Source organism: Myxococcus sp. RHSTA-1-4 (assembly GCF_020037125.1).
Classification (GTDB): Bacteria; Myxococcota; Myxococcia; order Myxococcales; family Myxococcaceae; genus Myxococcus.
The window spans coordinates 226,928-252,786 of sequence record NZ_JAIQDG010000012.1 but is presented as its reverse complement, the minus strand read 5'-3'; the positions used below and the strand labels follow the sequence as shown (position 1 = coordinate 252,786).

Annotated in this window: 18 protein-coding genes; 8 read left to right on the top strand and 10 right to left on the bottom strand. The window is 69.2% G+C overall.

Annotated features, from left to right (window positions below; translation table 11 throughout):
- Positions 1-272: 272 nt before the first annotated feature.
- Positions 273-512 carry an addiction module protein gene (locus K8638_RS18765; RefSeq protein ID WP_223755919.1) on the top strand — a complete coding sequence of 80 codons (240 nt, stop codon included), beginning with the start codon at positions 273-275 and terminating at the stop codon, positions 510-512.
- Positions 513-1,792: 1,280 nt separating this feature from the next.
- Here the strand turns inward: K8638_RS18765 and K8638_RS18760 are convergent.
- The 3 genes from K8638_RS18760 to K8638_RS18750 are packed head-to-tail and all read right to left on the bottom strand — an operon-like array spanning position 1,793 to position 3,912.
- Positions 1,793-2,236, bottom strand: a complete 444-nt coding sequence (locus K8638_RS18760; RefSeq protein WP_223755918.1) for a VOC family protein — start codon at positions 2,234-2,236, stop codon at positions 1,793-1,795.
- A gap of 57 nt (positions 2,237-2,293) precedes the next feature.
- The gene (locus K8638_RS18755) at positions 2,294-3,553 is read right to left on the bottom strand and encodes a M56 family metallopeptidase (protein ID WP_223755917.1); all 1,260 of its coding nucleotides are present in this window, start codon (positions 3,551-3,553) and stop codon (positions 2,294-2,296) included.
- Positions 3,550-3,912 carry a BlaI/MecI/CopY family transcriptional regulator gene (locus K8638_RS18750; RefSeq protein WP_223755916.1) on the bottom strand — a complete coding sequence of 121 codons (363 nt, stop codon included), beginning with the start codon at positions 3,910-3,912 and terminating at the stop codon, positions 3,550-3,552. The genes K8638_RS18755 and K8638_RS18750 overlap by 4 nt, the downstream gene beginning before the upstream one ends.
- Positions 3,913-4,805: 893 nt before the next feature.
- Here K8638_RS18750 and K8638_RS18745 point away from each other — a divergent pair.
- The gene (locus tag K8638_RS18745) at positions 4,806-6,530 is read left to right on the top strand and encodes a hypothetical protein (protein ID WP_223755915.1); all 1,725 of its coding nucleotides are present in this window, start codon (positions 4,806-4,808) and stop codon (positions 6,528-6,530) included.
- A 3-nt stretch (positions 6,531-6,533) separates the two neighbouring features.
- Here K8638_RS18745 and hrpA read toward each other — a convergent pair whose 3' ends face one another.
- A complete protein-coding gene (hrpA, locus tag K8638_RS18740; protein ID WP_255662781.1) occupies positions 6,534-10,211 on the bottom strand; it encodes an ATP-dependent RNA helicase HrpA in 3,678 nt (1,225 codons plus the stop codon).
- A 301-nt stretch (positions 10,212-10,512) separates the two neighbouring features.
- Here hrpA and K8638_RS18735 point away from each other — a divergent pair, with 301 nt between their 5' ends.
- The 3 genes from K8638_RS18735 to lspA all read left to right on the top strand — a co-directional run bounded on the left by K8638_RS18735 (position 10,513) and on the right by lspA (position 13,343).
- On the top strand, positions 10,513-11,517 hold the full coding sequence (locus tag K8638_RS18735; protein WP_223755913.1) for an AraC family transcriptional regulator: 1,005 nt from the start codon (positions 10,513-10,515) through the stop codon (positions 11,515-11,517).
- A 142-nt stretch (positions 11,518-11,659) separates the two neighbouring features.
- Positions 11,660-12,553: an SDR family oxidoreductase gene (locus K8638_RS18730; RefSeq protein WP_223755912.1), complete on the top strand. Its 894-nt coding sequence runs from the start codon at positions 11,660-11,662 to the stop codon at positions 12,551-12,553.
- 262 nt (positions 12,554-12,815) lie between these two features.
- Complete coding sequence (gene lspA, locus K8638_RS18725) at positions 12,816-13,343, top strand: signal peptidase II (protein WP_223755911.1); 528 nt, start codon at positions 12,816-12,818, stop codon at positions 13,341-13,343.
- Here the strand turns inward: lspA and K8638_RS18720 are convergent.
- Positions 13,249-13,842 (bottom strand): DUF885 family protein, encoded by a 594-nt coding sequence (locus K8638_RS18720; protein WP_223755910.1) that lies wholly within the window; start codon positions 13,840-13,842, stop codon positions 13,249-13,251. The two genes, lspA and K8638_RS18720, sit on opposite strands and share 95 nt — an antisense overlap.
- A 131-nt stretch (positions 13,843-13,973) precedes the next feature.
- On the bottom strand, positions 13,974-14,906 hold the full coding sequence (locus K8638_RS18715; RefSeq protein ID WP_223755909.1) for a LysR family transcriptional regulator: 933 nt from the start codon (positions 14,904-14,906) through the stop codon (positions 13,974-13,976).
- Between the two features lie 104 nt (positions 14,907-15,010).
- Here K8638_RS18715 and K8638_RS18710 point away from each other — a divergent pair, with 104 nt between their 5' ends.
- Both K8638_RS18710 and K8638_RS18705 read left to right on the top strand, forming a co-directional pair.
- A complete protein-coding gene (locus tag K8638_RS18710; protein ID WP_223755908.1) occupies positions 15,011-15,883 on the top strand; it encodes an aldo/keto reductase family oxidoreductase in 873 nt (290 codons plus the stop codon).
- Between the two features lie 1,051 nt (positions 15,884-16,934).
- Positions 16,935-18,530 carry an amidohydrolase family protein gene (locus K8638_RS18705; protein ID WP_223755907.1) on the top strand — a complete coding sequence of 532 codons (1,596 nt, stop codon included), beginning with the start codon at positions 16,935-16,937 and terminating at the stop codon, positions 18,528-18,530.
- On the opposite strand, the gene K8638_RS18700 is transcribed toward K8638_RS18705, so the two are convergent.
- Entirely contained in the window at positions 18,506-19,738 is a 1,233-nt protein-coding gene (locus K8638_RS18700; protein WP_223755906.1) for a styrene monooxygenase/indole monooxygenase family protein, read from the bottom strand. The genes K8638_RS18705 and K8638_RS18700 overlap by 25 nt on opposite strands.
- 121 nt (positions 19,739-19,859) lie before the next feature.
- Entirely contained in the window at positions 19,860-20,663 is an 804-nt protein-coding gene (locus K8638_RS18695) for an SDR family oxidoreductase (RefSeq protein WP_223755905.1), read from the bottom strand.
- Positions 20,664-20,738: 75 nt separating this feature from the next.
- Here K8638_RS18695 and K8638_RS18690 point away from each other — a divergent pair, with 75 nt between their 5' ends.
- Complete coding sequence (locus K8638_RS18690; protein ID WP_223755904.1) at positions 20,739-21,197, top strand: SRPBCC domain-containing protein; 459 nt, start codon at positions 20,739-20,741, stop codon at positions 21,195-21,197.
- Positions 21,198-21,253: 56 nt separating this feature from the next.
- Here K8638_RS18690 and K8638_RS18685 read toward each other — a convergent pair whose 3' ends face one another.
- Both K8638_RS18685 and K8638_RS18680 read right to left on the bottom strand, forming a co-directional pair.
- Positions 21,254-22,771 (bottom strand): pectin acetylesterase-family hydrolase, encoded by a 1,518-nt coding sequence (locus tag K8638_RS18685; protein ID WP_223755903.1) that lies wholly within the window; start codon positions 22,769-22,771, stop codon positions 21,254-21,256.
- A gap of 113 nt (positions 22,772-22,884) precedes the next feature.
- The gene (locus K8638_RS18680) at positions 22,885-25,695 is read right to left on the bottom strand and encodes a PKD domain-containing protein (protein ID WP_223755902.1); all 2,811 of its coding nucleotides are present in this window, start codon (positions 25,693-25,695) and stop codon (positions 22,885-22,887) included.
- Positions 25,696-25,859 lie beyond the last annotated feature (164 nt).

Genomic DNA, 25,859 nt, shown 5'->3' with positions numbered 1-25,859 from the left:
CCGCTCCCCGAAGCTATCGCTACCTCTCCTGCCGCCCCGCCCGCCAGGGAGCCTCCTCCATCACCTTGAAAGGGGTGGGGTTTAGGGCACCCCGTGTCCACGGGTTCAAATCCTGTCTCCCCGACCATAAAAGGCCCAGGAGTTTCGCGGACTTTCGCGAGGACTCCTGGGCCTTTCTCTTTTCCCCAGCAACCAGAGGGGCTGCTCCCAAGCGGGCATCCGAACCAGGCGCTCATTGTCCGTGCGCGGGGGCGGGGCCTACAATCAGCCGTATGGCGACCAAGGACGCACTGCTCTCGGACGCACTGCGACTCCCGCCCGAGGAGCGCGCCGAAGTCGCCCACAAACTGCTGCTCAGCTTGGAAGAAGGGGCGGAGGACCCAGATGCCCAGTCCGAGTGGTCTGCGGAACTGGAGCGCCGGGCTCGTGATGTGCTCGACCGGAGCGTAAAGACGGTGCCCTGGGAGCAGGTCGAAGAACGCATCCGCGCCCGGCTCGGCCAGCGACGGTGAAGGTCCGTCTCGAACTCCACCCCGAAGCTGGCCGTGAGGTGGATGCTGCCGTTGATTGGTACGAGGGCCAGCGGGCCGGCCTGGGAGCCGAGTTCTTCGCTGACCTCCGCCAGAGTCTCCTGGGGATTGCCGAGAACCCTCGCACCAACCCCGTCTGGCATGGTGGACGAGCGAGGGACCTGGGGGTGCGGCGTCGCCTTTATGGAGCGCTTCCCGTTCACGCTGCCCTACCTTGTGCTTGAGGAACTCGTGGTGGTGCTCGCCGTCGCGCACGTTCGCCGCCGGCCGGGATATTGGCTCCAGCGTGCAAGGCCGTTGCTGCGGCGCTGAAGCAGCAGCACCTGAGCGCGCCAAGCAGCCGTTGTTTGAGTTCTCGACGCTGACGCGGTTGGGGGCGGCCAAGCGGATCGCTACCCCTGTCTACCGAGTTTCCGCGGCCGAGGGCTTGCGGCGTCGAGCCGGGGGCGGATTGCGGTAGCTGTCGCCCTCGATGACCAGGACGTGGGCGTGGTGGAGCAGCCGGTCCATGGCCAGGCCTGATGCGTTCTCGCCGGGTCGGACTTGAAGACGGGCCGTCAGGTCGCGGGGGTGGGCGCGCGAGGGCATGACCGGGTTCGTACACCACCCAGAGAATCCTTTGGATGCTCGCTTCCCTGGCGGGTGGGGTGTGCTCGAAACCCGCCCCGTGGCCAAAGGCGGAGGGATGGGGCCGGCGAGCCCCATCCCCCCTATGCCCCGCTCCGCGACCAGAGCGGCTCGGGGCGCGAAGGAGTCGAGCATGGGTGGACTTCGAGGACAACAGCGGCGCCTGCTGGGGCAGGCGCGCCTGCCGTGGGATGAACGGGTGACGGACCCACGCGACCCGCGAGGCACGCGCCATGTGCACCTGGGCCTGTTGGGACAGGTGGTGGCGGCCTTCGCGGTGGGCAAGAAGGGGACGAAGCAGGCCGCGCAACTGGCCGAGGACGTGGGAGCCCGGACGCGCCAGCCAAGTGGGCCAGAGAATAGCCGTCCGGACCGTGTTTGGCGAACTTCGCGCCCCGAAACACAAAGGACCAGAGCTGCTTCGGGTACTCGTTGTCGTCGAGGCGGAGGGCATCTGTCGGCACTTCCGCCCTGAGCGAAGTGTGCCCACGGAACGCTCGAAATGAAGGTCGAGGTCCCCCTCATACCGTTCGACTGTTCGGCAGTTGGACACGCGAGAAGCCCGCGCTCGGCGATTCATCGGGGTTCCTCGCCCCGTCACGTAGGTCTCAGCCAGCCAGCGGTGAAAGGCAGCCTCATTCATGTTGATTCATCGCGACTGGCGGGCATGCCCGCGTCCGGGTCATTCTCCTGCAATAGCCGTGTGCGTGTCTTCGGCGCTTCGGCTTCGGAACGTGCTGATCAATCAGGATGGGGTTGCCATCGGGGTCGATGAGCATGAGGCTCGCGGGACCGGTGGAGGACTCGTCGGCGGCGGTGGCGAGGGTGAGGCCGCGGGCCTGGAAGGTTCGCTGGAGCTCGCGGACATCGTCGAAGTCAGCGAGCGGATTGGCGTTGCGGTCCCAGCCGGGGTTGAAAGTCAGAATGTTCTTGTCGAACATGCCTTGGAAGAGGCCGATGGTACTGGTCTCATTCTGCATGATGAGCCAGTGCTGGGCCGGGTCACCGCCGATGGCACGGAAGCCGAGCTTCTCGTAGAACGCGCGGGAGGTGGCGATGTCCTTGACGGCGAGGCTCACTGAGTTCGGCAGAGCCCGAGGCCTTCTCTCCCTTGGCGCTGGCTCGGATGACTCAGGTCAGGTGCCGGCTTCAGCGGCGGTCAGCGTGATGTGCAGCTCGATACTGTCGTTCTGCCCGTCTGCCTGCGGGTCGGTGCCCACTCGAATCCGGCCGGGCTGGCCACTGAGCATGCTAATCCTTGGCGTCGCGAAGATCTTGCCATCCCGCTTGATGGCCAAATTGAACATCAGCACATCGGGCCGGTTGCCCATGCCGCGCCCGACCGTCCCCTCGATGGTCCAGTCGTGGCCATCGGCGGATTTGTCGATAACGACCGACTGACCCAGCATCGTCACGAACGTCGTGGTCGTGGGCTCGCCGCCATGGATACGCAGCACTGCCTTCACGAGGATGCTGCCTGCTGGAAGGTTGGCCGCGGCTTTCTCGTTCGGCTGCGCGGCCCATGCGGCGTAACCCCCGGTCAGGGTCAGGGCGAGTACGCAGACGCAGCCGGAAAGCCACCGCTGGAACGAGGGAAGAGGTTGCTTGAGCATGATGATTCTCTCCTTGAGTGGATGACAGAAGCCCCAGTGACACCCCAGCGGCCAGGGCTGCATGGCCAGCTGGGTCTTCAACATCGCCTCGCCGTAGGTGCGGCGTGACTCCGGATGGCGTGCAATCACACGTTGGTCGCAGGACAGCTCCTGGTCCTGGCGGAAATGCCGCGCGGCGTAGTGCAGCAGCGGGTTGAACCAGAACAGGCAGCGCAGCAGCACCACGATGGCGTTGAACCGCGGGTCGCCACGGACGAGATGCTGGTGCTCGTGCTCGCGGAGCAGTCGCCGCTCCTCTTCGCCGTAGCGCACATCGAAATCCACCGGCACGATGATGCGCGGCCTCCACAAGCCCACGGCGGCAGGAAGGCCGGCAACCGTCTCGGCCTGATACATGCCGTCATCGCGCGGGCGTACGTGCCCCAGCGCGCACCAGAACCCGCGTTGCAGCGCGGCGAACCACAGCCCCGCGGCCACCGCGCCCACCAGCCAGACCGCCAGCAGCCACGCCGCCGCGTTCGTCGTGGAGCCCTCTTCGCTCGCCAACGTCCATGGCGCCGCTTCAGCGATGAACGTGAGGACCGGTGCCGGAGCGGGCCCCTCACTCGACGCGGGCAGCAACACCGCCAGCAGCGCGGCAGGCACCAGGCTCCACGCGGCATACGCAATCCGCGCGCCGAATCCCGCGCGCAGCACTCCGCGCAGCACCATGACCGCCAGGACGGCGGCACTGGAAGCCAGCGTGGTCTCCAGCAGCGCGCGCAGCACCCCAGCGGCCGTCATGGGTCCAGCTCCTCGAGCAGCTTGCGCAGCTCGGCGACGTCCTTCCGGCTGAGCTTGCGGTGCTGACTGAAGTGCGCGACCAGCGGCGCAACGCGGCCGTTGAACAGACGTTCCAGCAGCCCCTGGCTCTCCTCCAGGACCCAGTCCTCGCGCCGGAGCACCGGGGTGTAGAGGTAGCGACGGCCTTCCTTTTCCGCGTCAATCGCGCCCTTCTTGAGCAGGCGATTGAGGAGCGTCTTGACCGTGGCCTCCTGCCACTGCTGCGCCTCCGCGAGCGCCGCCACGACCTCCTCGGCGGCGAGGGGGTGCTGGCGCCAGAGCACTTCCATCACGAGGGATTCGGCTTCGCTGATCTTCATCGTTTACACCCGTAATTTACCTGAGAGATTACGGATGTAATCGTTCTTGTCAAGGGGCCGCTTCACAGAAGGACGGATAGGAGCCCTGTTGAGGGTGGCGGGCTGGTGAAGAGGGGCCAAGAAGGGTCGCTGGAGGGTGACGCGCGGGCTGTGCGCCGGGCCAGAGCAGAGGCCGTGCGGCCCCTCGGGGCACATGCCGGCCCAAGCGGCCCAGCCAGGCGGCAGGCCGCCGGGGCGTGGGCTTCCAGGTCACTGTGGATGCTTGGGCTCAACACCCCGCGCTCTGGGGTGGAGCCAGTGCCGGGGCTCGCTTCGCAGGCCGGGAGGGCCATGCCAGGTGCTCCAGAATGGCGCGCCCCCCACCGGGGGCCGTCAGGGATGCCAGCACCCTCCTGCGGCCTCCACACCGAGAGCAGGCGAAGACATCCAGCGCTTTCCGTCCTGCGCAGCAGTCCCGCCCAATCCAATCGCGGCGTGCGCTCCATCGTCGACTCCACCGTCGCATCCAGGGCCGGGCTCTCCTCCAGCCCCGGCTCCGCCCCCGCTTGAGGGAGCGCGAGAAGAAGGCCTCGTGCCGCATGCAGTGCGCGCAGAGCTGCGCCCGGGGGGGGCGGCGTGCGCTTCGAGGCGTTGCCGCCGCCCACGCAAGCAGAAGTGGAGAGCAGCAGCCGCACCTGCACGCCAACGACAGGCAGGGGCTGGAGTGGCTATGCGGCTGGCCTGGCGCTCCGTCACATGCAGCGGCCCCCCTCCCTATCTACCTGGAACCTCGCGGACCCCCATCCTCGATGACGCCCGACGAGTGAACGGCAGTGCGTCTGGCACGGCCGGAGCAAAGTGCTGAGCGCAGTTACAGGCGACCTGCGAAGTCGCCGCTTGAGGAGGGTGCCACCGTGAAGATCAGACTCGCAATGTGTACCGTGCTCGCGTTCCTTGGCCTATTGATCCCGCGGCCGGCGGCGGCGGGATGCCACTTCTGGAGCTTTGCCGACGGCACCATCGATAGCGACAAGGACATCTCCGGCGGCGAACCGAATGGACGCCCCCTCGTTCGGTTCTTCCTCGTCTGCCACGACAGCCTCGTGGACCACGCCACCCTCAACCCCGATCTGGGTGTCGGCGAAGTGCACTCCATCCCGGGAAGCGTTCCGTTGATGGTCGCTGCGCACGGCGGCAATGGAAATCTCCTCAGCTTCAAGAAGGGAGACGACGACCTGTCACCGATGGAGTCGACGTACCTGATGATCTACCCGCAGGGTGTCTGCGACGGTGACTCAGGCAAAAGCGCGGTCAGCGTTCAGCGGCAGACGCAGACCTACAACATCCTGAACAACGGCAACTGGCCGACGAACATCGTCACCTCCTGCACCGAGGATCTGGAGCAGACGACAGGGGCCATGGAGCAGGCGGTCGATCGGAACGCCGCGTTGACCAGCAGGGGGATGCAGAGCAAGTTCGAATGGCGCAGCGTGAAGGTCATTGACGGCGATCCGCTCGACCAGGAATACCTGATCAACTGCCAGGGGGGCATCGGGAGCCCCTGCGGTTTCCGTCTTGACGACTACAGCGTCCCCGGAAACGGGACGGGCGTCGACGCGCGTTACGCGGAGAGCGACCAGTATGCCTATCGCGATCTGCGGGCGATTGCCGGCATTGTGGCGCGGGTCAAGGCCATCTATTACCCGGTGAATGCGACGCCCCTGAAGCGATTCCTCGGGTTCTCATCGGGGGCCGGCCTCGGGCTCACGATCCTGAAATACCGGCATGACCTCTTCGACGCGTACGCCTTCGCGGGACACCCCGTGTCAATCCGATGGGTGCAGGCGGAGGAATTCACGCCGCTCGGAACGGCCAACACCTACTACGACGCCGCCCACTTCGCGAGCGGCCTTGGCTTCAATCAGTATCCGACGAACATCGGCGGACCGGAGGGGACGATGGCCTCCGGAACGTTCGACCTTACGGACGTGGGCAACGGGCACGACCCGTTCAACAGGGGGACGAGCAATGGACTCACGCTCGGCAACCTGAACCCGGCGGGAATCAACAAGCGAGTGCTCTTCGTGCAGGGCTCGGCGGACATGGCGAACCTGATGCGGATTTCCAGGCTCGACCCGGCCGACCCTGCGAGCGCCGGCTACGGCCCGCCTGCGTCCGGCGATGCGCTGCCCTCGCCGCAACTCTGCGGAACGTCGCTCAACACGTCGACGTCGAGCGCGTATGTGTGGCAACGCTACGTGAACCACTCGGCGCAGTTCCTGGACATGACCGCGGGGGCCGCGACGCCGGCGATCCTCGATCGACTGAGCTGCGCCAACAGCGGATGGACTTCCGTGGCGGCCCCGCCGGTCTTGGTCCCGACCAGCATCCTCAGCACGTGCGTGGACTTTGGCTACCCCAACTCATGCGGTGGAGACCAGGTCCTCACCAACTACGTCTACGAGTTTGGCGGCGGGAACATCAAGATGATCATCCCGGACTCAGGCGGTCACACGATGCCGACGGTGTTGAGCTCGGCGGGTGGGTCTGGCGGAGGCGGGAACCAGATCCGCGACTTCAGCCTGGCCCAGGAGGCCTGCATCTGGTTCGGCGACGGCTGCACGAGGACCGTCTGGTAGGGCCTAGCGCAGCGCCGCGAGGGCCGCGCCGACCTTCGCCACCGTCACCGACACGGGCGTCGTCACCTCCGGAGCGAAGATGGCCACGCGGAGCTCCTCGAAGGCCCACCGCAGCTCCCGCGCCGCCTCCTGGTCCCTCACGGTGGCGCGCCTGGCGAGGAAGGTCTCCCACAGCGGGGTGAAGGGCGCGGCCTTCCCTGCGTCCTTGCCGGGGTTCGCCACCGCACGCGACAGCCGTGCCTGGGCCGCGAGCAGGTAGCGCGGGTAGTTCAGCAGGCGCCCGAAGGGAATCCACTCGATGAGGTTCGCGGGGAACAGGTGCCCGAGCTGCGAGCGGATGTCCCGCACGGCCGCAGCGCCGCTCGGCCCCCTGGATGCTGTCTTGAGCGCAGCGAGCGTCGCGGCGAGCTCAGCGGAGGTGACAACGACGGCGTTCGCCCAGTCCCGGGCCACAGGCTCGATGCGCGGTGAGCCCTCACGGACCAGCGCCTCGAAGGCCGCCTTCGTGCGGGGCAGCGGCGCCCCCGGTGCGAGCTTGAACGCATCGTCGACACTGCGTGCGAGGACGAGCGCCCGGAAGGCGTCGGCCTGGCCCCGCGCGGGCGGCGGCGCGCCGTCCAGGGACGGGAAGGGCGGCGGCATGCGCGCGCCGCTGACGGCCACGTGTCCGCGCGCGGCGAGCATCAGGAGCCGGCGGACCCCCGTGCGCGTGGCCGCGTCGGCGGCGGCGGAGGTCTCGAGCAGCACCAGGTCCACGGTGGAGCCCCGGTCGACGAGCGCGGGGTAGCTGCGCACGTCGAGCCCGCCGACCCGCCGGGTGACCACGGGGGGCAGCTCGCCGAAGGTCCAGGCCGTCAGCCCCTTGCGCTCCCAGTCCGAAGTCGGTGCCACGCTGCGCAGCGCCGCCCGTGCACGTCCCCCGTACTGCTCGAGCAGCGTGTCGGCGTCACGGCTCCGCGCGAGCTCCTTTCCCCGCTCGTCGAGCACCCGGAGCGTGATGCGCAGGTACGGCGCCACGGCATCCGCCCGGAAGGACTCCTCGGGCACGTCCACGCCGCACAGCCGGGACACCGCACGCGCGAGCGCTGGAATCAGCGGCCCGCGGAAGGGCACCAGTTCCTTCTCGAGACGGTCGACCAGGGCCGGCAGCGGCCCCAGCTGCTTGCGCCAGGCGCGGGGGACCTGCTCGAGCAGGGCGGTGAGCTTCTCCCGCTGCCACCCGGGGATGGTCCAGTCGAGCTCACCCGGGACCAGCTGGGCGAGTAGCAGCAGCGGCACGCTCAGGGTGATGCCGTCGTCCTCGGCCGAGGGGTCGAAGGTGTACGTCACCGGCACGGACGCGCCGTGCAGGGTGATGGCGTCCGGGTAGTGCGCCGGGGACAGGCCCGGGTCGTGCGAGAGGGCATCCTCCATCGAGAGGACGAGCACGTCGGGGTCGGCCGCCTCGGCCTTGCGGCGCCAGACCTCGAAGCCCGCTCCGTCCGTCACGTCCGCCGGGACGCGCTGGTCGAAGAAGTCCAGCAGCGCCTCGCTGTCGAGCAGCTCGCTGCGCCGGGCCTTGTCCCGCAGGCGCGCCACGCGCTCGAGCACCTGGCGGTTCTTCTCCTGGAACGCCCCCCGGGTGCGGTACTCGCCGCGCACCAGGGCATGCTCGAGGAACATCAGCCGTGCCCGGGCGGGGTCCATGCTGGCCAGGGCCACGGGGCGCTCCTTGAAGACCTGAAGCCCGAAGAGGGTCGCGTTCTCCTTCACGACGGCGCGCGCGGACTTCTCCGACCAGTGCGGTTCGGAGTAGCTGCGCTTGAGCAGGTGGGGGGCCGCCGCCGCGAGCCACTCCGGGTCGAGCTTCGCCACGGTGCGCGCGAACAGCTGGGACGTCTCCACGAGCTCGAACGCCATCACCCAGGCCGGGGGCTTCTTCGCGAGCGCCGACGAGGGGTGAACCATGAAGCGCGTCTGCTTCGCGCCCGTGAAGTGGCGCGGCTCCGGATTCCACTGGCCGATGCGGGACAGGAGCCCGGTGAGGAGCGCCTGGTGCAGGACGTCCCCGCGCGCCGGGGCGCCCCGGCCCTTGCGCGGCAGGCGCAGCTCGCGGACAGTCTCCTCGAGCTGGCGCTGGACGTCCCGCCACTCGCGCACCCGCAGGAAGGACAGGAAGTTGTCCCGGCACACGCGCCGCAGATGGGACGTCCCCCGGCCCTCGGCCTCGCGCACGAACGCCCACAGCTTGAGGAGCCCCGTGAAGTCCGAGTGCTCGTCACGGAAGCGCCGGTGCAGCTCGTCCGCCTTCTGCGCGAGCTCCCGTGGCCGCTCGCGCGGGTCCTGCAGGTTGAGCGCCGCGGCGACGATGAGCACCTCGTCCAGGCACCCGTACTCGGCGCCGGCGAGAATCATCCGCGCGATGCGCGGGTCCACCGGGAAGCGCGCGAGCTGGTGCCCGAGCGGCGTCAAGGTGCGCTCCTTGCCCTCGATGGCCCCGAGCTCCTCGAGCACCCGCCAGCCCTCGGCGATGGCCCTCGGCTGGGGCGGGTCGAGGAAGGGGAAGTCCTCGACGTCACCGAGGCCGAGGGACTTCATCCGCAGGATGACCCCCGCGAGCCCGGTGCGCTTGATTTCCGGGTCGGTGAAGGCGGGCCGCGTGGTGAAGCCCGCCTCGTCGTAGAGGCGCACGCAGATGCCCTCGCGCACGCGGCCGCAGCGCCCCTTGCGCTGGTCGGCGCTGGCCTGGGAGACCGGCTCGATGTGCAGGCGCGTGGTGCCCGAGCGTGGGTCGTAGCGCGACAGGCGCGCCACCCCCGTGTCCACGACGTACACGATGCCCGGGAGGGTGACCGACGTCTCCGCGACATTGGTGGCGAGGATGACCCGGCGCTCGGGGATGGTGGCGAAGACGCGCGACTGCTCGGCGGCCGACAGGCGCGCGTACAGGGGCTGCACCACCGTGCCGCGGAGCTCGCGCGCGTTCAGGGCATTCTCGGCCTCGCGGATTTCCCGCTCCCCGGGGAGGAACACGAGGACGTCCCCGTCCGGGTCGAGCGAGAGCACGTTCGCCACCGCATCGGCGACGGAGTCGGCGAGCTCGTCGTCCTCGGGTGGCGGCTCGTAGAGCACGTCCACCGGAAAGGTACGGCCCTCCACCTGGATGACCGGAGCCCTCCCGAAGAACTGCGAGAAGCGCTCGGTCTCGATGGTGGCCGAGCTCACCACCACCTTGAGGTCGGGGCGCCTGGGGAGGATGCGCTTGAGCCACCCGAGCAGGAAGTCGATGGTGAGGCTGCGCTCGTGGGCCTCGTCGAGCACGATGGTGTCGTAGCGGCTCAGGAGCGGGTCGCCATGAATCTGCGCGAGCAGGACCCCGTCGGTCATGAACTTCACGGCCGTCTGCCGGGACGAGCGGTCCTCGAAGCGAATCTGGTAGCCGACGTCCGTGCCCAGCTCCGTGCCGAGCTCGCGTGCCACGCGCGCCGCCACGCTCGTCGCGGCGATACGCCGGGGCTGGGTGACGCCAATCTGGCGCGGGCGGCCGCGCCCCATGGCGAGCAGGACCTTCGGTAGCTGCGTCGTCTTCCCCGAGCCGGTGGCCCCCGCGACAATGACCACCTGATGGGCGGTGATGGCCGCGGTGATGTCCTCCACCCGGCTCGAGATGGGGAGTTCGGGGGGGAAGTGCAGGGTGGGCAAAGTATGGGAAGTATAGAGGAGATGAAGCGGCCGGCCAGCCACAAGCGGCCCAGCCAGGCGGCAGGCAGCCGGGGCGTGGGCTTCCAGGTCACTGTGGGTGCTTGGGCTCAACACCCCGCGCTCTGGGGTGGCCCCTGCGCTGGGGCCAACCGAGCAGGCCGCGAGGGCCATGCAAGGTGCTCCAGCATGCTGACGTGCTGGCTTCGCCTTGGGTGCGCGCGTCAGGTTGAGGAGTCCGAAGCTCCAGCTCGGCTTCGGCCGGTGGCTTGAATCGCAGTCAGACTTTCGCAATCGTTCGGAGATGCCGAACGACCCCTTCTCGGACGTCCTTCAGCTCACGGAAGCGACCTCGGTGGTATCCGGCGGCTTTGCCGCGAGAGGGGCGTGGGCACTGCGTTTCCCAGCGCCGGGGAAGCTCAAGTTCTCCGCCATCGCGAGGGGGAGCTGCTGGCTGCGCGTGGACGGAAAGAAGAAAGGCGTGATGCTGGAGGAGGGCGACGTCATCCTCCTCCCTGGACGAGACGGCTTCGTCGTCGCGGACAGCCTGACGACGCCGCCGAAGGACGCGCATCGCGTGTTGGCCCGGCGCGGTGTCTTCGCGGAGATTGGCGATGGCCGCGGCCCCGAATGCGTCGTGCTCTCGGGAATGGTCTCGCTCCATCCGTCGAGCGGCTCTCTGCTGACGGACGTCCTCCCCACGCTCGTCCACGTGCGCGCCGTGTCTCCCCAGGCCGCGCCGCTCCGGTGGATCGTCGAACAGATTCTGCAGGAACAGAGCTCGACGTTGCCGGGGGCCAGCGCCGCGTCCGCACAACTGGCGCAACTCCTGTTCGTCCAGGCGCTGCGTGCGCACCTCGCGAGCTCCGGGACGCTCCCCGCGGGCTGGCTCCGTGCCATCAGCGATGAACGGCTCACCCCGGCGCTGCGGCTGATGCATGGCGACCCGGGGCGCACCTGGACGCTGGGGGAGCTCGCGAAGGCCTCCGCCATGTCGCGCACGAGCTTCGCGGTGCGCTTCAAGTCCGTCGCGGGAGTGGCGCCGCTCACCTATCTCACGGGGTGGCGGATGCGCCTCGCGCAGAGGAGCCTGCGCGAAGACGGCACCTCGATAGCGGAGGTCGCCGCGTCCCTGGGATACACGTCCGAGAGCGCCTTCAGCAATGCGTTCAAGCGTGTGACGGGCACCGCTCCGCGCAACTATCGAAACGCGGCCAGGCGGCTTCAGCCGGAGGCCCGCGATGCGTTCGACCTCGAAGCCGGTCCGCGCGCCACGGCCGCGAGACGCGTTCCCCCCCGCGCGGATTGATGGAAACGGCTCGCTGAACGAACGCGAAAGTCTTCCGCACTCTGGCGCATTCTCCGTCCGTATCGCCCTGGTTATTTCTCCGCTCGTGAGCGCGAACGGGGCGTGGACCGCCCTGTTCGGCGGCGCGCAAAGGAGAGTGACAATGCGGGTGTTCATCACGGGTGCCACGGGGTTCATCGGGTCAGCCATCGTTCAGGAGCTCCTCGCGGCGGGGCATCGAGTGGTCGGCCTTGCCCGCTCGGATGCGGCGGCCAGGGCGCTTGCCGCCGCGGGTGCCGAGGTCCATCGGGGTGATATCGAGGATCTGGACGGCCTGCGGAGGGCCGCCGCCGCCTCGGATGGCGTGATTCACAACGGCTTCATCCACGACTTCACGCGGTACAAGGAAGCCTGCGAGATTGATCGGCGTGCCATCGAGGCGCTCGGGGCCGAGCTCGTCGGCTCGGATCGTCCCCTGGTCGTCACCTCGGGGACCGCGCTCGTTGCGCCAGGCCGGCTTGCAACGGAGGACGACGCGCCCGGAGTCGACTCCAGCGTGATGCCCCGTGTCGCCACCGAAGAGGCAGCTGCCGCGCTGGTAGCGCGTGGGGCGCGCGTGTCACTGGTCCGTCTTCCAGTGGTTCACGGCAAGGGAGATCACGGCTTCGTCCCGATGCTCATCGCCCTGGCGCGTGAAAAGGGCGTTTCGGCGTACGTGGGAGACGGGCGCAATCGGTGGAACGCCGCGCACCGGCTGGATGCTGCCCGGCTTTTCAAGCTTGCACTCGAGAAGGCCCCGGCGGGAGCGCGGCTTCATGCGGTGGCTGAAGAGGCCATTGCATTCCGGGAGATTGCTGAAGTCATCGGGAGGCGCCTCGACCTTCCGGTCGTTGCCAGATCGGCGGAGGACGCCGCGAGTCATTTCGGCTGGTTCGTGAACTTCGCCAGACTCGACTTCCCAGCTTCGAGCAAGCTCACTCAGGAGCGTTTCGGGTGGCGTCCGGTCCAGCCCTCACTCATCGCCGACCTCGAGAGCGAGAGCTATTTCGAGAGCTGAGCGGGACCTGCGCTCGATTTCCCCGGGAGCAGGGCTGGCTCGGGAAGACTCGCGCGGCCGGCCCGCAACACGACGGTCCCCCCAGCCACAGCGGCGAGTGTCCATCAGCCGCGCTCTGGGGGAGATCGGCTCCTCGAGGTGTTCGACGACGCCACGGGGGCGAGCTCGCCACGTCCTTCCGTCTACATTCGGCGAAGGCCCGGGGGCGGCCGGACTGAATCGGCGGTCCGGGGGGGTAGTCTCCCGCCGCATGATGCAGACCGTGAATCGCTGGTATCGGCTGACGCTCGTCACCCTGGTCCTCGCGGGGACCGTGGGGTGTGACCAGGCCACGAAGCAGCTGGCCATCTCCGGGCTGCGGGGAGCGCCGGGGCAGTCCTTCCTGGGCGGCCTCTTCCGGCTCACCTACGCGGAGAACCCCGGCGCGTTCCTGAGCCTCTTTGGCGGACTCCCCCGGATCGCGCAGTTCTGGCTCCTCACCGCGGGCGTGGGGGTGCTGCTGTTCGGGATGCTCGCCTATCTCATGGCGAGCGGGAGGCCCGGGCGCCTGCACTTCGTCGCGCTCGCGCTGTGCGTGGGCGGAGGGCTCAGCAACTGGTTCGACCGCCTGACGAACGACGGGCGCGTGGTGGACTTCATGATTCTGGGCGTGGGCCCGGTGCGCACCGGGGTCTTCAACGTCGCGGACATCGCCATCATGCTCGGCATCGGGCTCTTCCTGCTGGGGTCTCCAGCACCGCGGCGCCCTGCTTCGGCAGGTACTGGCCCACGTCGTAGAGCAGCGAGGTGAGGGTGAGGCGGTCCGTGCCGTCCGGGCCCCTCAGCTCACCGGGGCCGTCCAGCACCAGTTCCGAGCCGCCAATCACCGGCACTCCGCCGCGCAGGCCCACGCGCCCGTCTTCTCCGCCAGCCCTCGCGGCGACGCCAAGCACCGGGCCCTGCCGCGCTTCGCCTACGCGGAGCAGCCCGGGAGCGACGTGGTGGGCCCGGTGGCGCTGGGACTGCTCGCGCTGCACGTCCAGCGGCAGCGAGCCGTCGAGCAGCACCACGTCGTGGAACTCGCGCACGTCGAAGCGGGGGCCCAGCTCCTTCTCGGCGCGCGTGCGCAGCTCGCGAATCCGGAGCTGGCCAATCTTGTAGGCCAGCGCCCGGGCCGGCCACGCGATGTAGCGGTCGACTTCGTTGGTGGTGTCCAGCTCCTGGCGCGGCGAGTTCTCCATGAAGAAGTCGAGCGCCTGCTGGCGCGTCCAGCGCTTGGAGTGCATGCCGGTGTCCACGACGAGCAGCACGCCAGCGAGCCCTGGAAGCCCGTCCTCGTCTTCATCCGCGCGTCGAATCCACCGTCCCTGCGTTCAGCCCGTCCACTCTGCCCGCCGTCGCCGCGATGACGCCCGCCGTGCTCCCAGCGTACCGAGTGAATTCAGCGCCCGTCACGTCGACGAAATCGCGGCTGCGTCGACTGCATCTCCCTGACGAAGTCCACGAAGGCACGCAGCGGCGTCGGCGGGTGCCGACGACTGGGGTAGTAGAGGAAGGGCCCGGAGAAGCTCAGCCACCACGCCTGGAGCACGGGAACCAGCTCTCCCCGGTCGATGAAGGGGCGTAGCCAATCCTCGAATAGATAGACGATTCCGCTACCCGCCACGGCGGCATCCACGGCGAGCTCCATGGTGCCACCCAAACCGACGATCAGCGGGCCCTTCGGGTCGATTCTAAGCGTCTCCCCGTCTCGTTCGAATTCCCACGGGTGCAGCGGCCCGTTCGTGGAGCGCCATCGCAAGCAGTCATGTTCGAGCAGCTCATGTGGATGTGAGGGACGGCCACGGCGAGAAAGGTACGCGGGTGACGCGGCCGCGGCGAACCGCTGGACGCGCGGACCGATGGGGACCGCCACCATGTCCTTTTCGAGCCATTCTTCGTAGCGGATGCCGGCGTCGAAGCCTTCGGCGACCACGTCGACGCTACGCTCCTCGGCGGTCACCTCGAGGCAGATGTCGGGGTACTTCGCCAGGAAGGACGGCACGATGTGAGGAAGAACGAGCCGTGCGGCGGCGGTCGGCACGTTGAGCCTCAGCCGACCCGAGGGGCGGTCGCGAAAATCGTTGACCACGTCCAGCGCGGTGCGCACTTCGCTGAGCGCCGGGGTGAGCCGCTCGATCAGGCGCGCTCCTGCGTCAGTGGGTGTGACGCTGCGGGTGGTGCGATGGAGCAGCCGAACTCCGAGCCGGGCTTCCAGTCGACGAACCGCGTCGCCCATGCGCGACGCGCTCGTGCCCGTCGCACGGGCGGCGCTGCGAAAGCCGCCCTCACGGGCGACCGCGAGGAACGCGGTGATGTCTGCGAGGTCATCCATCGATTGTGCGGATTATCGCACAGCCTGTGCGGATTGCCGTGGATTGTCGCGCAGAGGGTTCTGCGTAGGTTTGGTGACGAAGTCCATCATCAAAGGACCCTGTCATGACCGACCTCCACATCGCAGACAGCTACCGCCTCGGCTCTCACACCGTTCGTCGTCTCGGCTACGGCGCCATGCAGCTCGCCGGCCCCGGCGTCTTCGGCCCCCCCAAGGACCGCAAGGCCGCCGTCGCCGTGCTGCGCGAGGCCATCGCGCAGGGCGTCAACCATATCGACACCAGCGACATCTACGGTCCCCATGTCACGAACGAAATCATCCGCGAGGCGCTGCATCCGTATCGCGAGGGCCTCGTCATCGCCACGAAGGTCGGCGCCGTGCGCGGCCCGTCGGGGTCGTGGGAGCCCGCCCTCTCCGCCACCGACATCGAGCGCGCGGTTCACGACAACCTCCGCAACCTCGGCCTGGACGTGCTCGACGTCGTGAACCTTCGCGCGATGTTCAGCGCCGCTTGCCCAGCGGAGGGCTCCATCGAAGCGCCGCTGACCGCGCTCGCCGAACTTCAGCGACGTGGGCTGATTCGACACATCGGCCTGAGCAACGTCACGGCCGCGCAGATCGCGGAGGGACGCAAGCTCACGGACATCGTGTGCGTGCAGAACCACTACAACCTGACGCACCGCCGCGACGACGCAATCATCGACGAGCTCGCCGCGCTCCGCATCGCGTACGTGCCGTTCTACCCGCTCGGCGGGTTCTCACCGCTTCAGTCCAGCACGCTCAACACGGTGGCCGCACGGCTCGGAGCCACGCCGATGCAGGTGGCGCTCGCGTGGCTCTTGCGTCGCTCGCCCAACGTGCTGCCCATTCCTGGCACGTCCTCCCTCGCGCACCTCTGGGAGAACCTCGCGAGCGCCTCAATCGTCTTGAGCGCCGAGGACCTGGCCACGCTGAACGGGCTTGCCGAGCGCTCCTGAAGGCCGACGTCCCCCGAGCGAGGTGCGCGAGGCGCCACCGGCGCGGCGTGGTACCGCCCACGCCCCACGAGCACGTCCCGGGCACCCGAAGTATAGGACGGATAGGAGCCCTGTTGAGGGAGGCGGGCTGGTGAAGAGGTGCCAAGAAGGGCCGCTGGAGGGTGACACGCGGGCTGTGCGCCGGGCCGGAGCAGAGGTTGTGCCGCCCCTCGGGGCACATGCCGGCCCAAGCGGCCCAGCCAGGCGGCAGGCCGCAGGGGCGTGGGCTTCCAGGTCACTGCGGGTACTTGGGCTCAACACCCCGCGCTCTGGGGTGGACCCTGTGCCGGGGCCAGCGTCGCAGGCCGCGCGGGCCATGCCAGGTGCTCCAGAATGGCGCGCTCCCCACCGGGGGCCGTCAGGGATGCCAGCACCCTCCTGCGGCCTCCACACCGAGAGCAGGCGAAGACATCCAGCGCTTTCCGTCCGGCGCAGCAGTCCCGCCCAATCCAATCGCGGCGTGCGCTCCTTCGTCGACTCCACCGTCGCAGCCTGGGCCGGGCTCTCCTCCTCCAGCCCCGGCTCCGCCCCCGCTTGAGGGAGTGAAGCCGGGCCGGCTCGAGCGCTGTGGCACGCGTCCGTTGTCAGCGGCGGAGCAGGCGCAGGTCCAGGAGCGTCTGGCGAAACACGCCGAGCAGGTGGCGGGGACGGAGCCCGGTGAAGCCATCGCCAGCGTGACGGGGGGGCGCCATCAACGTCTACTTCCACGTCATCAACCAGGGCCTCGGCGTCTCCAATGGGGACCTGACGGCGGCGATGATCGCCAACCAGATGACCATCCTCAACAGCGCCTACGCGCCGTGGGGCTGGTCGTTCAACCTGGTCGCGACGACCCGCACCTACGACCCCACCCTGTTCAACAACCGCGACAACTCCACGCAGCAGGCGCGGATGAAGTCGGGACTCCGCCAGGGTTCGGCGGACGACCTCAACATCTACACCTGCACCTCCTCGGGCGGCTCGCTGGGCTGGGCGACGTTCCCCAGCAGGTACCCCAGCGCGCCCGCGGATCATGGACTCCACCGACGACGCGTGCATGAACCGCTTCACCGCGGGCCAGGACGTGCGCATGGACGCGATGTTCACGGCGTACCGCTACAACCAGAAGTCGCCCGCTCGTGGAGTGGGCCCCGCCGCCCTCGTAAGCTGGACCGCCATGCCCCTGACCCGCCTCCTGCCCCCGGTCCTGTCGCGCCTCGATGTGCTCCACGCCCACGCCGCGTCCCCCAAGTCCCGCGCCACGCGACTGCTGACCGTCATTGGCATCGTCCTGCTGTGGCTCCTTCCGGGGCTCTCGCGGGCCCAGGCGCCCACGCCTCCGGAGCCCACGCGCCTCGCCGTCCGCGCCGCGAGGCTCTTCGACGGGAAGAGCGCCAAGGTCCTGCCGGATGCCGTCGTCCTCATCGAGGGACCGAGCATCAAGGCCGTGGGCACCCGCCTTCCCATTCCTCCGGGAACACGGCTCATCGACCTGGGCGACGTCACCCTGCTACCAGGATTGATTGATGCGCACTCGCACCTGCTCCTGGACCTCCCGCTGGATGGCGACGGCTCCATCATTTCCTACGTCGCCCGGACGAGCACCGCCGAGCGCGCGCTCCTGGGCGCGAAGCTGGGCCGCGAGGTGCTCGAAGCCGGCATCACCACGGTGCGGGACGTCGGCAACTCCGGGCGCAATGGTGACGTGGCGCTGCGCAACGCCATCCAGAACGGCTGGGTGAAGGGCCCGCGCATCTCCGCCTGCACCCGCGCGCTCGCGCCGCACGGCGGGCAGCTCGGCACGCTCCAGTCCGCGGCCCAGGGCCTCATCGAGGAGGAGTACGTCACCGTCTCCGGGGTCGAGGACGCCCGGCGCGCGGTGCGCCAGGCGCTCTATGACGGCGCGGACTGCATCAAGGTCATCGTCGACAACGGTCCCAACCTGCTCTCCCTGGAGGAGCTGAAGGTCATCACCGAGGAGGCCCACCGCGGGAAGCGCCCGGTGGCGGCGCACGCCACGACCGAAGCCAGCATCCGCCTCGCCGTCCAGGCGGGCGTCGACTCCATCGAGCACGGGTACTCCCTCCCCGACGACGTACTGGGCCCCATGGCGCGGAAGCACATCTTCCTGGTGCCCACCGAGAGCTCCATGGCGATGTGCGCCGCCTTCGCCTCCACGGTGGCCGACACGGAAAGCCGGCACCGCCAGGAGGAGCGCTGCCGGAAGATGGTCGTCCGGGGATACGAGCGCCTCCGCCGCGCCGTGGCCGCGGGCGTCCCGCTCGCCGCGGGCTCGGACATGTACGCGGCGGTGCCGGGGATGACGCGAGGCCGGTCGAGCCTGATGGTGCTGCCCGCCTATGCGGAGGCGGGCCTCCCTCCCGTGGACGTCCTGCGCATGGCGACGGTGAACGCGGCGGAGCTGCTCCGCATGCAGGACCGGATTGGCTCCATCGCGCCGGGCAAGGTCGCGGACCTGCTCGCGGTGAAGGGGGACCCGTTGAAGGACCTCGGCGCGCTGGAGCAGGTCCGGTTCGTCATGAAGGACGGCCAGGTGGTCCTGGACGCCCGGGGCCCGGAAGTCTCAGGCGACGGAGCTCACAGTCATGCCGGCAGCGCTCCCAGGTAGGCGTCGACCTTGTCCGGCGTCATGAAGAAGTTCGCGAAGTCGGTCGGGTCGTTGAAGCCGTTGACGATGCGCCGGGCCACCTGCGGGGCGCCACTGGCCGCGCCCAGCACCTTGAGCACATGGGGCGGCGGCGGCATCAGCAGGGCGTTGGTCCAGCTCGTGGTGAAGGTGCCGTAGCTGTTCCAGAACGACTCGAAGGTCTGGGTCATGAAGGCGGCGTCAAAGGCCTTGCCGCCATGGCCGACGATGGCCTGCTCGACCGCGTTGGAGAACTTGGCGGCGTTGCTGGAGCCCTGGCCGGTGATGGGGTCGTTGAGCATCACGGCATCGGCCATGCCCATGACGATGCGCCCGCTGGGCAGCTGGCCCACCGGCTTGCGCACCGTGGGGGTGAAGCGCCCGGTCATGATGCCGTTGGCATCGGTCAGCTCGACCTGCTCGCAGCGCGCCGCCTCCCACGGCAGGAACCTGGCCAGGATTTCCTTGGAGCGCGCCAGGTGCTGGGCCGGCGTCGACACGTCACTCCAGCAGTCCATGGGGCCACCGGGCACTCCCTCGAACACCATGATGTCGCACCGGCCGCTGACGGTGAGCGCCGGGAACACGAAGTATTCGCCGACACCGGGAATCAAGTTGAAGTTGACGGCCGAGAAGTCGGCGCGCGGCTTCATGCCGTGTACGTAGGTCAGGGCGAGTGCGCGCTGGGGCGTGTTGTAGGGGCTGCGGGTGGCGTCACGCTCGAACATCTGCGTGATTGCGCCCTTGCCGGCGGACACAATCACCAGGTCGTAGGTCTTCGCCCACTGCTCCAGGTCGTCGATGTTGGCTTCGTGAATGCGCAGGTCGCCGCCCAGGCGGGTGAACTCCTCCATCCAGCCGGGAAATTTCACGCGCTGGTCCACCGACTGGGCGTAGTGGTCCAGCCGGTGGGCCCAGCTCAGGGCTTTTTCGCCGGGCAGCTCGGGGTGCGGCACGCTGAAGGAGATGCCCTCGACCGGCGGGCAGTCCTTTTCCCAGAAGTTCAGGCCACGGTCGCGCTCCAGCTGCAGGCTGTCGTGGAACATGCACTGGCTGGACAGCACCTTGCCGGTGCGCAGCTCTTCTGCCGTGCGGTTGCTGGTGATGCTGACGCGGTAGCCGCGCTTGAGCAGGCTGATGCCCAGTTGCAGTCCGGACTGGCCGGCCCCGACGATCATGATGTTGCGCATGGTTCTGTCTCCTGGTGGGAGCGTGAAGAATTCATAGCAACTTCAGGGCCCTGCCGACCCAAGCACGGCCGCGCCCCTTCCAACAATCCTGTTCAGCGGCGGAGCGCGCGGGCCTTGTCACTCATTCCATCAGCTTGGGAATGGCGGGTTCGTAGGATTCGGGCCCCATGGCCGAGTAACCCCCGTCCACGGCGTAGTCGGCGCCGGTGACGAAGCTGGCGTGGTCCGAGCACAGGAACAGCACCACCTGCGCCACCTCTTCGGGGTCGCCGACGCGGCGCAGCAGGTGAAAGGGCGCGGCCACGCGGTCGGTCTTGGCCCTGTCGCCGTTCGTCAGCTTGTTCATGACGGCCGACCAGGTCCAGCCGGGCGAGACGCTGTTGACGCGGATCTGGTCCGGCGCCAGGTCCATGGCCATGTTGCGGGTGAGCTGCACCAGTGCGGCCTTGCTGACCGGGTAGAGCCAGCGCCCGGGTTGCGCCACACGCGAGGAGATGCTGGCGAAGTTGACCACCGCACCGCGCCCGGCCTTCTTCATGTGCGGATGCACCGCCTTGAGCATCATCACCGCGCTGACCACGTTGACGTCGAGGGTGCCCAGCCAGTCGGCGCGCGAGGACTTGAGGCCTTCATCCACATAGGAGCAGGCCAGGTTGACCAGGAAGTCCACGCCGCCGAAGCGGGCCGCGGTCTCATCGGCGCAGGCCTGCACCTGCGCGTCATCGGTGATGTCGGTGGCACGGAACCACACGCCCTCACCGCAGCTTGCGGCCACCGCCTCGCCACCGGTGACGTCGATGTCGGCCAGGGTGACCTTCACGCCCTGCTCGTGCAGTGCCCGCACCACGGCCGCGCCGATGAGGGTGGCGCCGCCGGTGACGATGGCGGTCTTGCCTGACAAACCTTGGAAAGTGGCCTTGGGCATGCTGTCTCCTGTCTGTGCACCTCAGCATAGAGGAGATGATGCGGCAGGCCAGCCATGAGAATGATGGGAGTCCCCATGGTCCGACTTGAAACCGAGGCCCACATCGACGCCCCACCCGACGCCGTGTGGCAGGTGCTCACGGACTTCGCGCGCTACGGCGAATGGAACCCGCTCATCCCGGAGGCGCTGGGGGAGGCGAAGCTCCGTGGCCGCGTCCGCATGAAGGTCTCCGCGCCGGAGGGTTCGGGGACGTCGTTCACCTTCACGGGCACGCTCGTGCGCTTCGAGCCCGGCAGGGCGCTCGAGTGGACGGGGGGCGTGCCGCTGCTCTTGAACGGACTGCACTACTTCCGCCTGTCCCCCTCCAACGGGGGCACGCGGCTGGTGCACGGGGAGGACTTCTCCGGCCTGTTTTCGTTCATCGCGGGATGCAAGCGGCCGCTGGACCTGCGCCCCGCGTACGAGGGCCTGAACCGGGCCCTCTCGGAGCGCGTGGCGAAGGTGCGCGGGAAGGCCCCCGCACCCTCGCCCTGAGCTCGTGCTCGCGTCGCGCGGCGGCGTCCACCTGGCGGACTCGCGGAGAGGGCGCCCTATTCGCAGCCGGCGGCGTCGCGGTCGGGCACCCAGTTGCAGTCGAAGGTGTGCACCTCGCCCGCGGCGCGGCCTCGGCCGGGGCCGGAGCCGAGCATCGTGTTCCAGAAGCGCGAGAGCACCGCGCCGAGGGAGTTGGCCTCGCCGCTCGGGGGCTTGCTGCTGTAGAGCATCGCCCCGTGCACGTTCGGCTCGAGCGAGCCGTCGGCGTGCTGCACGAGAGGGTCGCTCGGCGCGTAGAGCCACTTCATGCGTGACGACGTGTTCCTCCCCGTGATGCCCATCGCCTGGTTCATGGCCTGCACCCACCTGTCGCGAGCGGCGAGCTCCTCCGGCGTGTTGGCCGCCGACAGGTAAGGCAACCCGGAGTTGGACATGTAGAGCTGGTCCTGCCGGTTCTGGAAGACGAGGGTGGGCAGGTCGAAGCCTCCCTCGGACTCCGGCGCGGTGATGATGTCGTAGAGCACGGGGCCGCTGATGCACTCGTGCGGCGGGTGCACGGGGTCTCCGGGAGTCCGCGCCGCCACGCAGGACGGCGTGAGCGAGGAGCGCCACGTCGCCGTCAACTGGCCGAAGGCCTCCAGGCCCGAGCCGATGCCCAGCACGGGGTAGTCGGGCTCGTCCCAGTCGAGCGGCAGGTAGCTGGCGCTGGAGAAGACGAGCAGCCGTCCCTGCTTCGCCGCCCTGGGGAGCCGCCGGACGACGCGGTGGGTGTTGTTGAAGGCACCGAAGCCGCCCGCCGAGCCTCCACGCCACATCACGCGCAGCGGCTTGCTGTCGTCGAGGCCATAGCGCTCCACGAGCACCGCGAGCATCGCCTCCACATTGATGGCACCCGTGTACCGCCAGTCCCGCCTCGTCCCCTTGTAGGTGATGTCGGGCGCGTCGAGGGCGGTGCCCGTCCACAAGTCACTCGAGCAGTAGTGTCCGAGCACGTCGATGGCGCCGCTGAAGTCGTCCGGCTTCGCGGGGGCGCTCTCGCGCAGGGCGCGGTCGGAGGGCAGGTTCACCGACGAGACGAGGTCGATGCCCCGGTTGGCGCAGCCTCCATGGGGGCTGTCGCTGTCGAACGCGCAGAAGCCGCCGCCCTCCAGGCGGATGACCCACTGCGTGAGCGGGCTTCCGTCGGGCGGAGCAGGGGGGAAGGTGACCTCGAAGACGAACTCGTCACCCAGGTTGCAGCGCGCCTCCGTCCAGCGGCTGTCTCGGAGCGCGGGGCGCACGGTCTCCGTCAGCCGCCGGTTGGGGTCGCCGGCGCGAGTGCACGTGGAGACGTCGTAGCCGTTGCCCGAGGCCCGGCAGGTGGCGGAGCCGCTGGCCCACACCGCCGCGAGGCTGGCGCATGCGACGGAAGTGCCCGGGGCGCACACCGCCGCCTTCTCTTCGAGAGGAGCGCCTGCGTCGTCCGGCGTGGCCGCGTCGGCCGCGACGTCGCTCGGGTGCTTCGGGGGCGGTTCTCCCGCGCCGCATGCGACGCAGGCGAGGAGGGTGGGGAGCAGGAGGTGGATGGAGCGCATGGCCCCGTCAACCCGCGGCCCGCCGTGAAGTTGCGGTGCGTCCGGCCCGCTCGGATGAGGGAAGGCCCGGGAAGCCCGCCCCAGCGTGTGCGCCGGGGCGGGCCTTTTCGAGACTACGGCTTGCTGATGATGACCTCGTACGTCCCGACGCCCGAGTAGTTCACCACCCGGAAGCGGTAGTACGCGGCGGTGCCCGCGTAGGAGATGTTCTCCACCGACGTGGCGCCCGTGCTCGAGGCCACCTGCACCCAGGCGCTGCCGTCCCAGCGGTCCAGGTACAGGTCGAAGTCCGTGCCGCTCGGGCCCGTGAGGCAGGCGGCGTGGGTGCCGCTCACGGTGCTCTGGTAGTAGGTGCCGCCGGGCTGAATCTGCGTCTGCCCGTTCGCGCCGCTGAACGTGCCCGTGTAGCTCGTGCCGGGGCAGCCGGTGCCGGTGCTCACCGTCACGTTCTGCGTCGCCGTGCCCGCGGCGCCCGCGTTGTCCGTCACCGTCAACTGCACCGCGTACGTGCCCGCGGCGGAGTACGTCTTGCTCGGGCTCGCCGCGCTCGACGTCGTGCCGTCGCCGAAGGCCCAGGTGCGCGAGGCGATGTTCCCGTCAGCGTCCGTCGAGGTGTCGCTGAAGGTGGCCGTCAGGCCGCTCGTGGTGAAGGCGAAGTTGGCCACCGGGGTCTGGTTGGCCGCTCCGCCCGTCAGGTTCACCCTCCACGCGCCACGGCCATAGGTGGCGGCCACGAGGACGTGCGGCGAGTCGTCCACCTCCAGGTCCGTGACCACCAGTCCCAGCGGCAGGCCGGCGGAGAACGGCACGAAGGTGTCGCCGCCGTCGGTGCTCTCGTACACGCCGACATCGGTGCCCACGAACACGCGGTTGGTGTCCAGCGGGTCGATGGCCACGCTGTTGGCCGGCACGTTCGGCAGGCCCGAGCCCACGGCCGCCCACGTCGTGCCGCCGGTGGTCGAGCGGAACAGCTTGTTGCCGCCAAAGGCCGCGCGCGTGACGAACACGCGCAGCCGGTTGCCCGGCGTCATCGCCACGTCGGACACGTTGCCGCCCGGGTAGTTCCCCGTGACGTTGGTCCACGTCACGCTCGCGGCCGCCGCGTCCGCGGTGGCATGGATGGCGCCGCTGGACGTGCCGACGTACGCCGGGATGGTGGACCCCGTCAGCATCGGCGTGATGACCGACACGCGGGCGCCCAGGTTCGCCGAGATGGCCGTCCACGACATGGGGCTCGTGGTGGTGGTGCCGCGGTACACCGTGTCACCGGCCACGAAGATGCGGTTGCTGGCCACCGCCATCGGGGTGACCCAGGGGAAGTTCGAGGAGGCCGTGATGCCCGTCGTCGCCAGCTTGCTGAAGCTGCTCGGCGCCCCGCCCGTGGTGGAGCGGTAGATGCTGGGCAGGCTGCCGGAAGGGTAGCTCGTCTGGAACACGTAGTTCGTGTTGGTGGGGTCCACGGCGTTCATGAAGCCGTCGCCGCTCACGAACGTCAGGTCCCACACGGGGCTCGTGGTGCGCCGCGAGGAGGAGTTGTCCTGCGCGCCGCCGAAGAGGGTGTCCGCGTTGTTGGGGTGCACGGCCACGTCGTAGAACTGCGTCACGTTCAGGTTCGAGTTCATGTTGACGAAGCTCGAGCCGCCGTTGTCCGTGCGCCACAGGCCGCCGTCGCTGCCAATCCAGAAGCGGCTGCCGTTGGTGCGCGAGTACAGGACGACGTGGATGTCCTGGTGCACCGTCTGGCCCGAGCCCCACGTCGTGGTGAGATAGCTGAACGTCGTGCCGCCGTCCGTCGAGCGCGCCGGGCGGATGGTGCCCACCAGCACCTGGTTCACGTCCGTGGGGTGCACGGCGATGGTCTGGTTGTAGGTGCACTGTCCTTCGCACGCGCTGCTGTTGCGCAGGCTCCACGTGGCCGCCCCGTCCATGGAGCGGTAGACCTGACTGCCTTGCAGCACGTAGAGCACCTGCGCGTCACCGGGCGCCATGGCCAGGCGCATGCGGCTGCCCGACGGCGTCATGCCGCTGCTGGAGTTGGTCCACGTGGCGCCGCCGTCGGTGGACTTGAAGACGCCCTGGCCGGGGACGCTCGCGTACGCCGTCGCGCTGCCCGGCGCGAAGACGATGTCCTCCACGTTGTAGCTGAGCACGCGCGCCCACGTGGCGCCGCGGTCCGTGGACCGGAACATCCCGGGCCCCGTCGGGGAGCTCGTACCCGTGCAGCTGCCGGCGCCGCCCGCGAGCACCACGTTGGTATTCGTCGGCTGCACGGCCACGGCGTTGACGATGGAGAGCGGCATCGCGCTGGCGCCCGCGCCGTTCCTCGCGTTCCACGTGGTGCCGCCGTCGGTGCTCAGGAAGACGCCCTGGCCGAAGTAGCCCGCGCACCCGCCGCCGTTCTTGTCTCCCGTGCCCACCCAGACGTTGTTGGGCGCGGCCGGCTCCACGTGGATGGCGCCGATGGGCAGCGTGCCCACCGCGTCGAACAGCGGCGTCCAGCTGGTGCCCGCGTTCGTGGTCTTCCACACGCCGCCGGCGGCGCTCCCGAAGTAGACGGTGTTCTCGTCGGCCGGGTGCGGGACGACGGCGTTCACCCGGCCCGAGACACGGCCCATGGTCCAGCTGCCCATGTTCATGGCCGACGGGCCCATGGACGTCCACACCTCGCCGGCGAGGGTGAGCTGGCTCTCGCGTGCACGCCGCTGCTGGCGAAGCTCGTTGACGGCCCGGGCACGCTCGGCCCGTGGGTTGGCGCGCACCTTGTCCAGCCCGCGCGACTCGATGAACCAGCGCTTGCGCTCTTCAATCTCCCGGGTCTCATCCCGGGGACCGCCGCCTGACTCCTGCGCCCAGGCACTGCTCCCCAGCATCGACAACGCGAGCGCGACGAACGCGCCTCGCTGTCCGTACGGCTTCCGCTTCATCTGGACCCCTCCCTGTTCCGGCCGCACGCTAACGCCGGGCCCGGGTTCGCACGGAATCGAAATCGCCCGCCGCGGAGCGTCACGCACACGGCATCAGCCGCCGGCGGCGGCCGTTTTCACGAATCGGGTCCAGGCCCGTCACCACCGAGGGACGAGTCCCTCAA

Excerpts from the sequence above, each read along its gene's own strand:
- K8638_RS18695 (WP_223755905.1), bottom strand. The coding sequence starts at position 20,663 with ATGCCCAAGGCCACTTTCCAAGGTTTGTCAGGCAAGACCGCCATCGTC.
- K8638_RS18710 (WP_223755908.1), top strand. The coding sequence starts at position 15,011 with ATGACCGACCTCCACATCGCAGACAGCTACCGCCTCGGCTCTCACACC.
- K8638_RS18705 (WP_223755907.1), top strand. The coding sequence starts at position 16,935 with ATGGACTCCACCGACGACGCGTGCATGAACCGCTTCACCGCGGGCCAG.
- K8638_RS18730 (WP_223755912.1), top strand. The coding sequence starts at position 11,660 with ATGCGGGTGTTCATCACGGGTGCCACGGGGTTCATCGGGTCAGCCATC.
- K8638_RS18755 (WP_223755917.1), bottom strand. The coding sequence starts at position 3,553 with ATGACGGCCGCTGGGGTGCTGCGCGCGCTGCTGGAGACCACGCTGGCT.
- K8638_RS18735 (WP_223755913.1), top strand. The coding sequence starts at position 10,513 with ATGCCGAACGACCCCTTCTCGGACGTCCTTCAGCTCACGGAAGCGACC.
- K8638_RS18750 (WP_223755916.1), bottom strand. The coding sequence starts at position 3,912 with ATGAAGATCAGCGAAGCCGAATCCCTCGTGATGGAAGTGCTCTGGCGC.
- K8638_RS18685 (WP_223755903.1), bottom strand. The coding sequence starts at position 22,771 with ATGCGCTCCATCCACCTCCTGCTCCCCACCCTCCTCGCCTGCGTCGCA.
- K8638_RS18690 (WP_223755904.1), top strand. The coding sequence starts at position 20,739 with ATGGTCCGACTTGAAACCGAGGCCCACATCGACGCCCCACCCGACGCC.
- K8638_RS18700 (WP_223755906.1), bottom strand. The coding sequence starts at position 19,738 with ATGCGCAACATCATGATCGTCGGGGCCGGCCAGTCCGGACTGCAACTG.
- K8638_RS18765 (WP_223755919.1), top strand. The coding sequence starts at position 273 with ATGGCGACCAAGGACGCACTGCTCTCGGACGCACTGCGACTCCCGCCC.
- K8638_RS18680 (WP_223755902.1), bottom strand. The coding sequence starts at position 25,695 with ATGAAGCGGAAGCCGTACGGACAGCGAGGCGCGTTCGTCGCGCTCGCG.
- K8638_RS18715 (WP_223755909.1), bottom strand. The coding sequence starts at position 14,906 with ATGGATGACCTCGCAGACATCACCGCGTTCCTCGCGGTCGCCCGTGAG.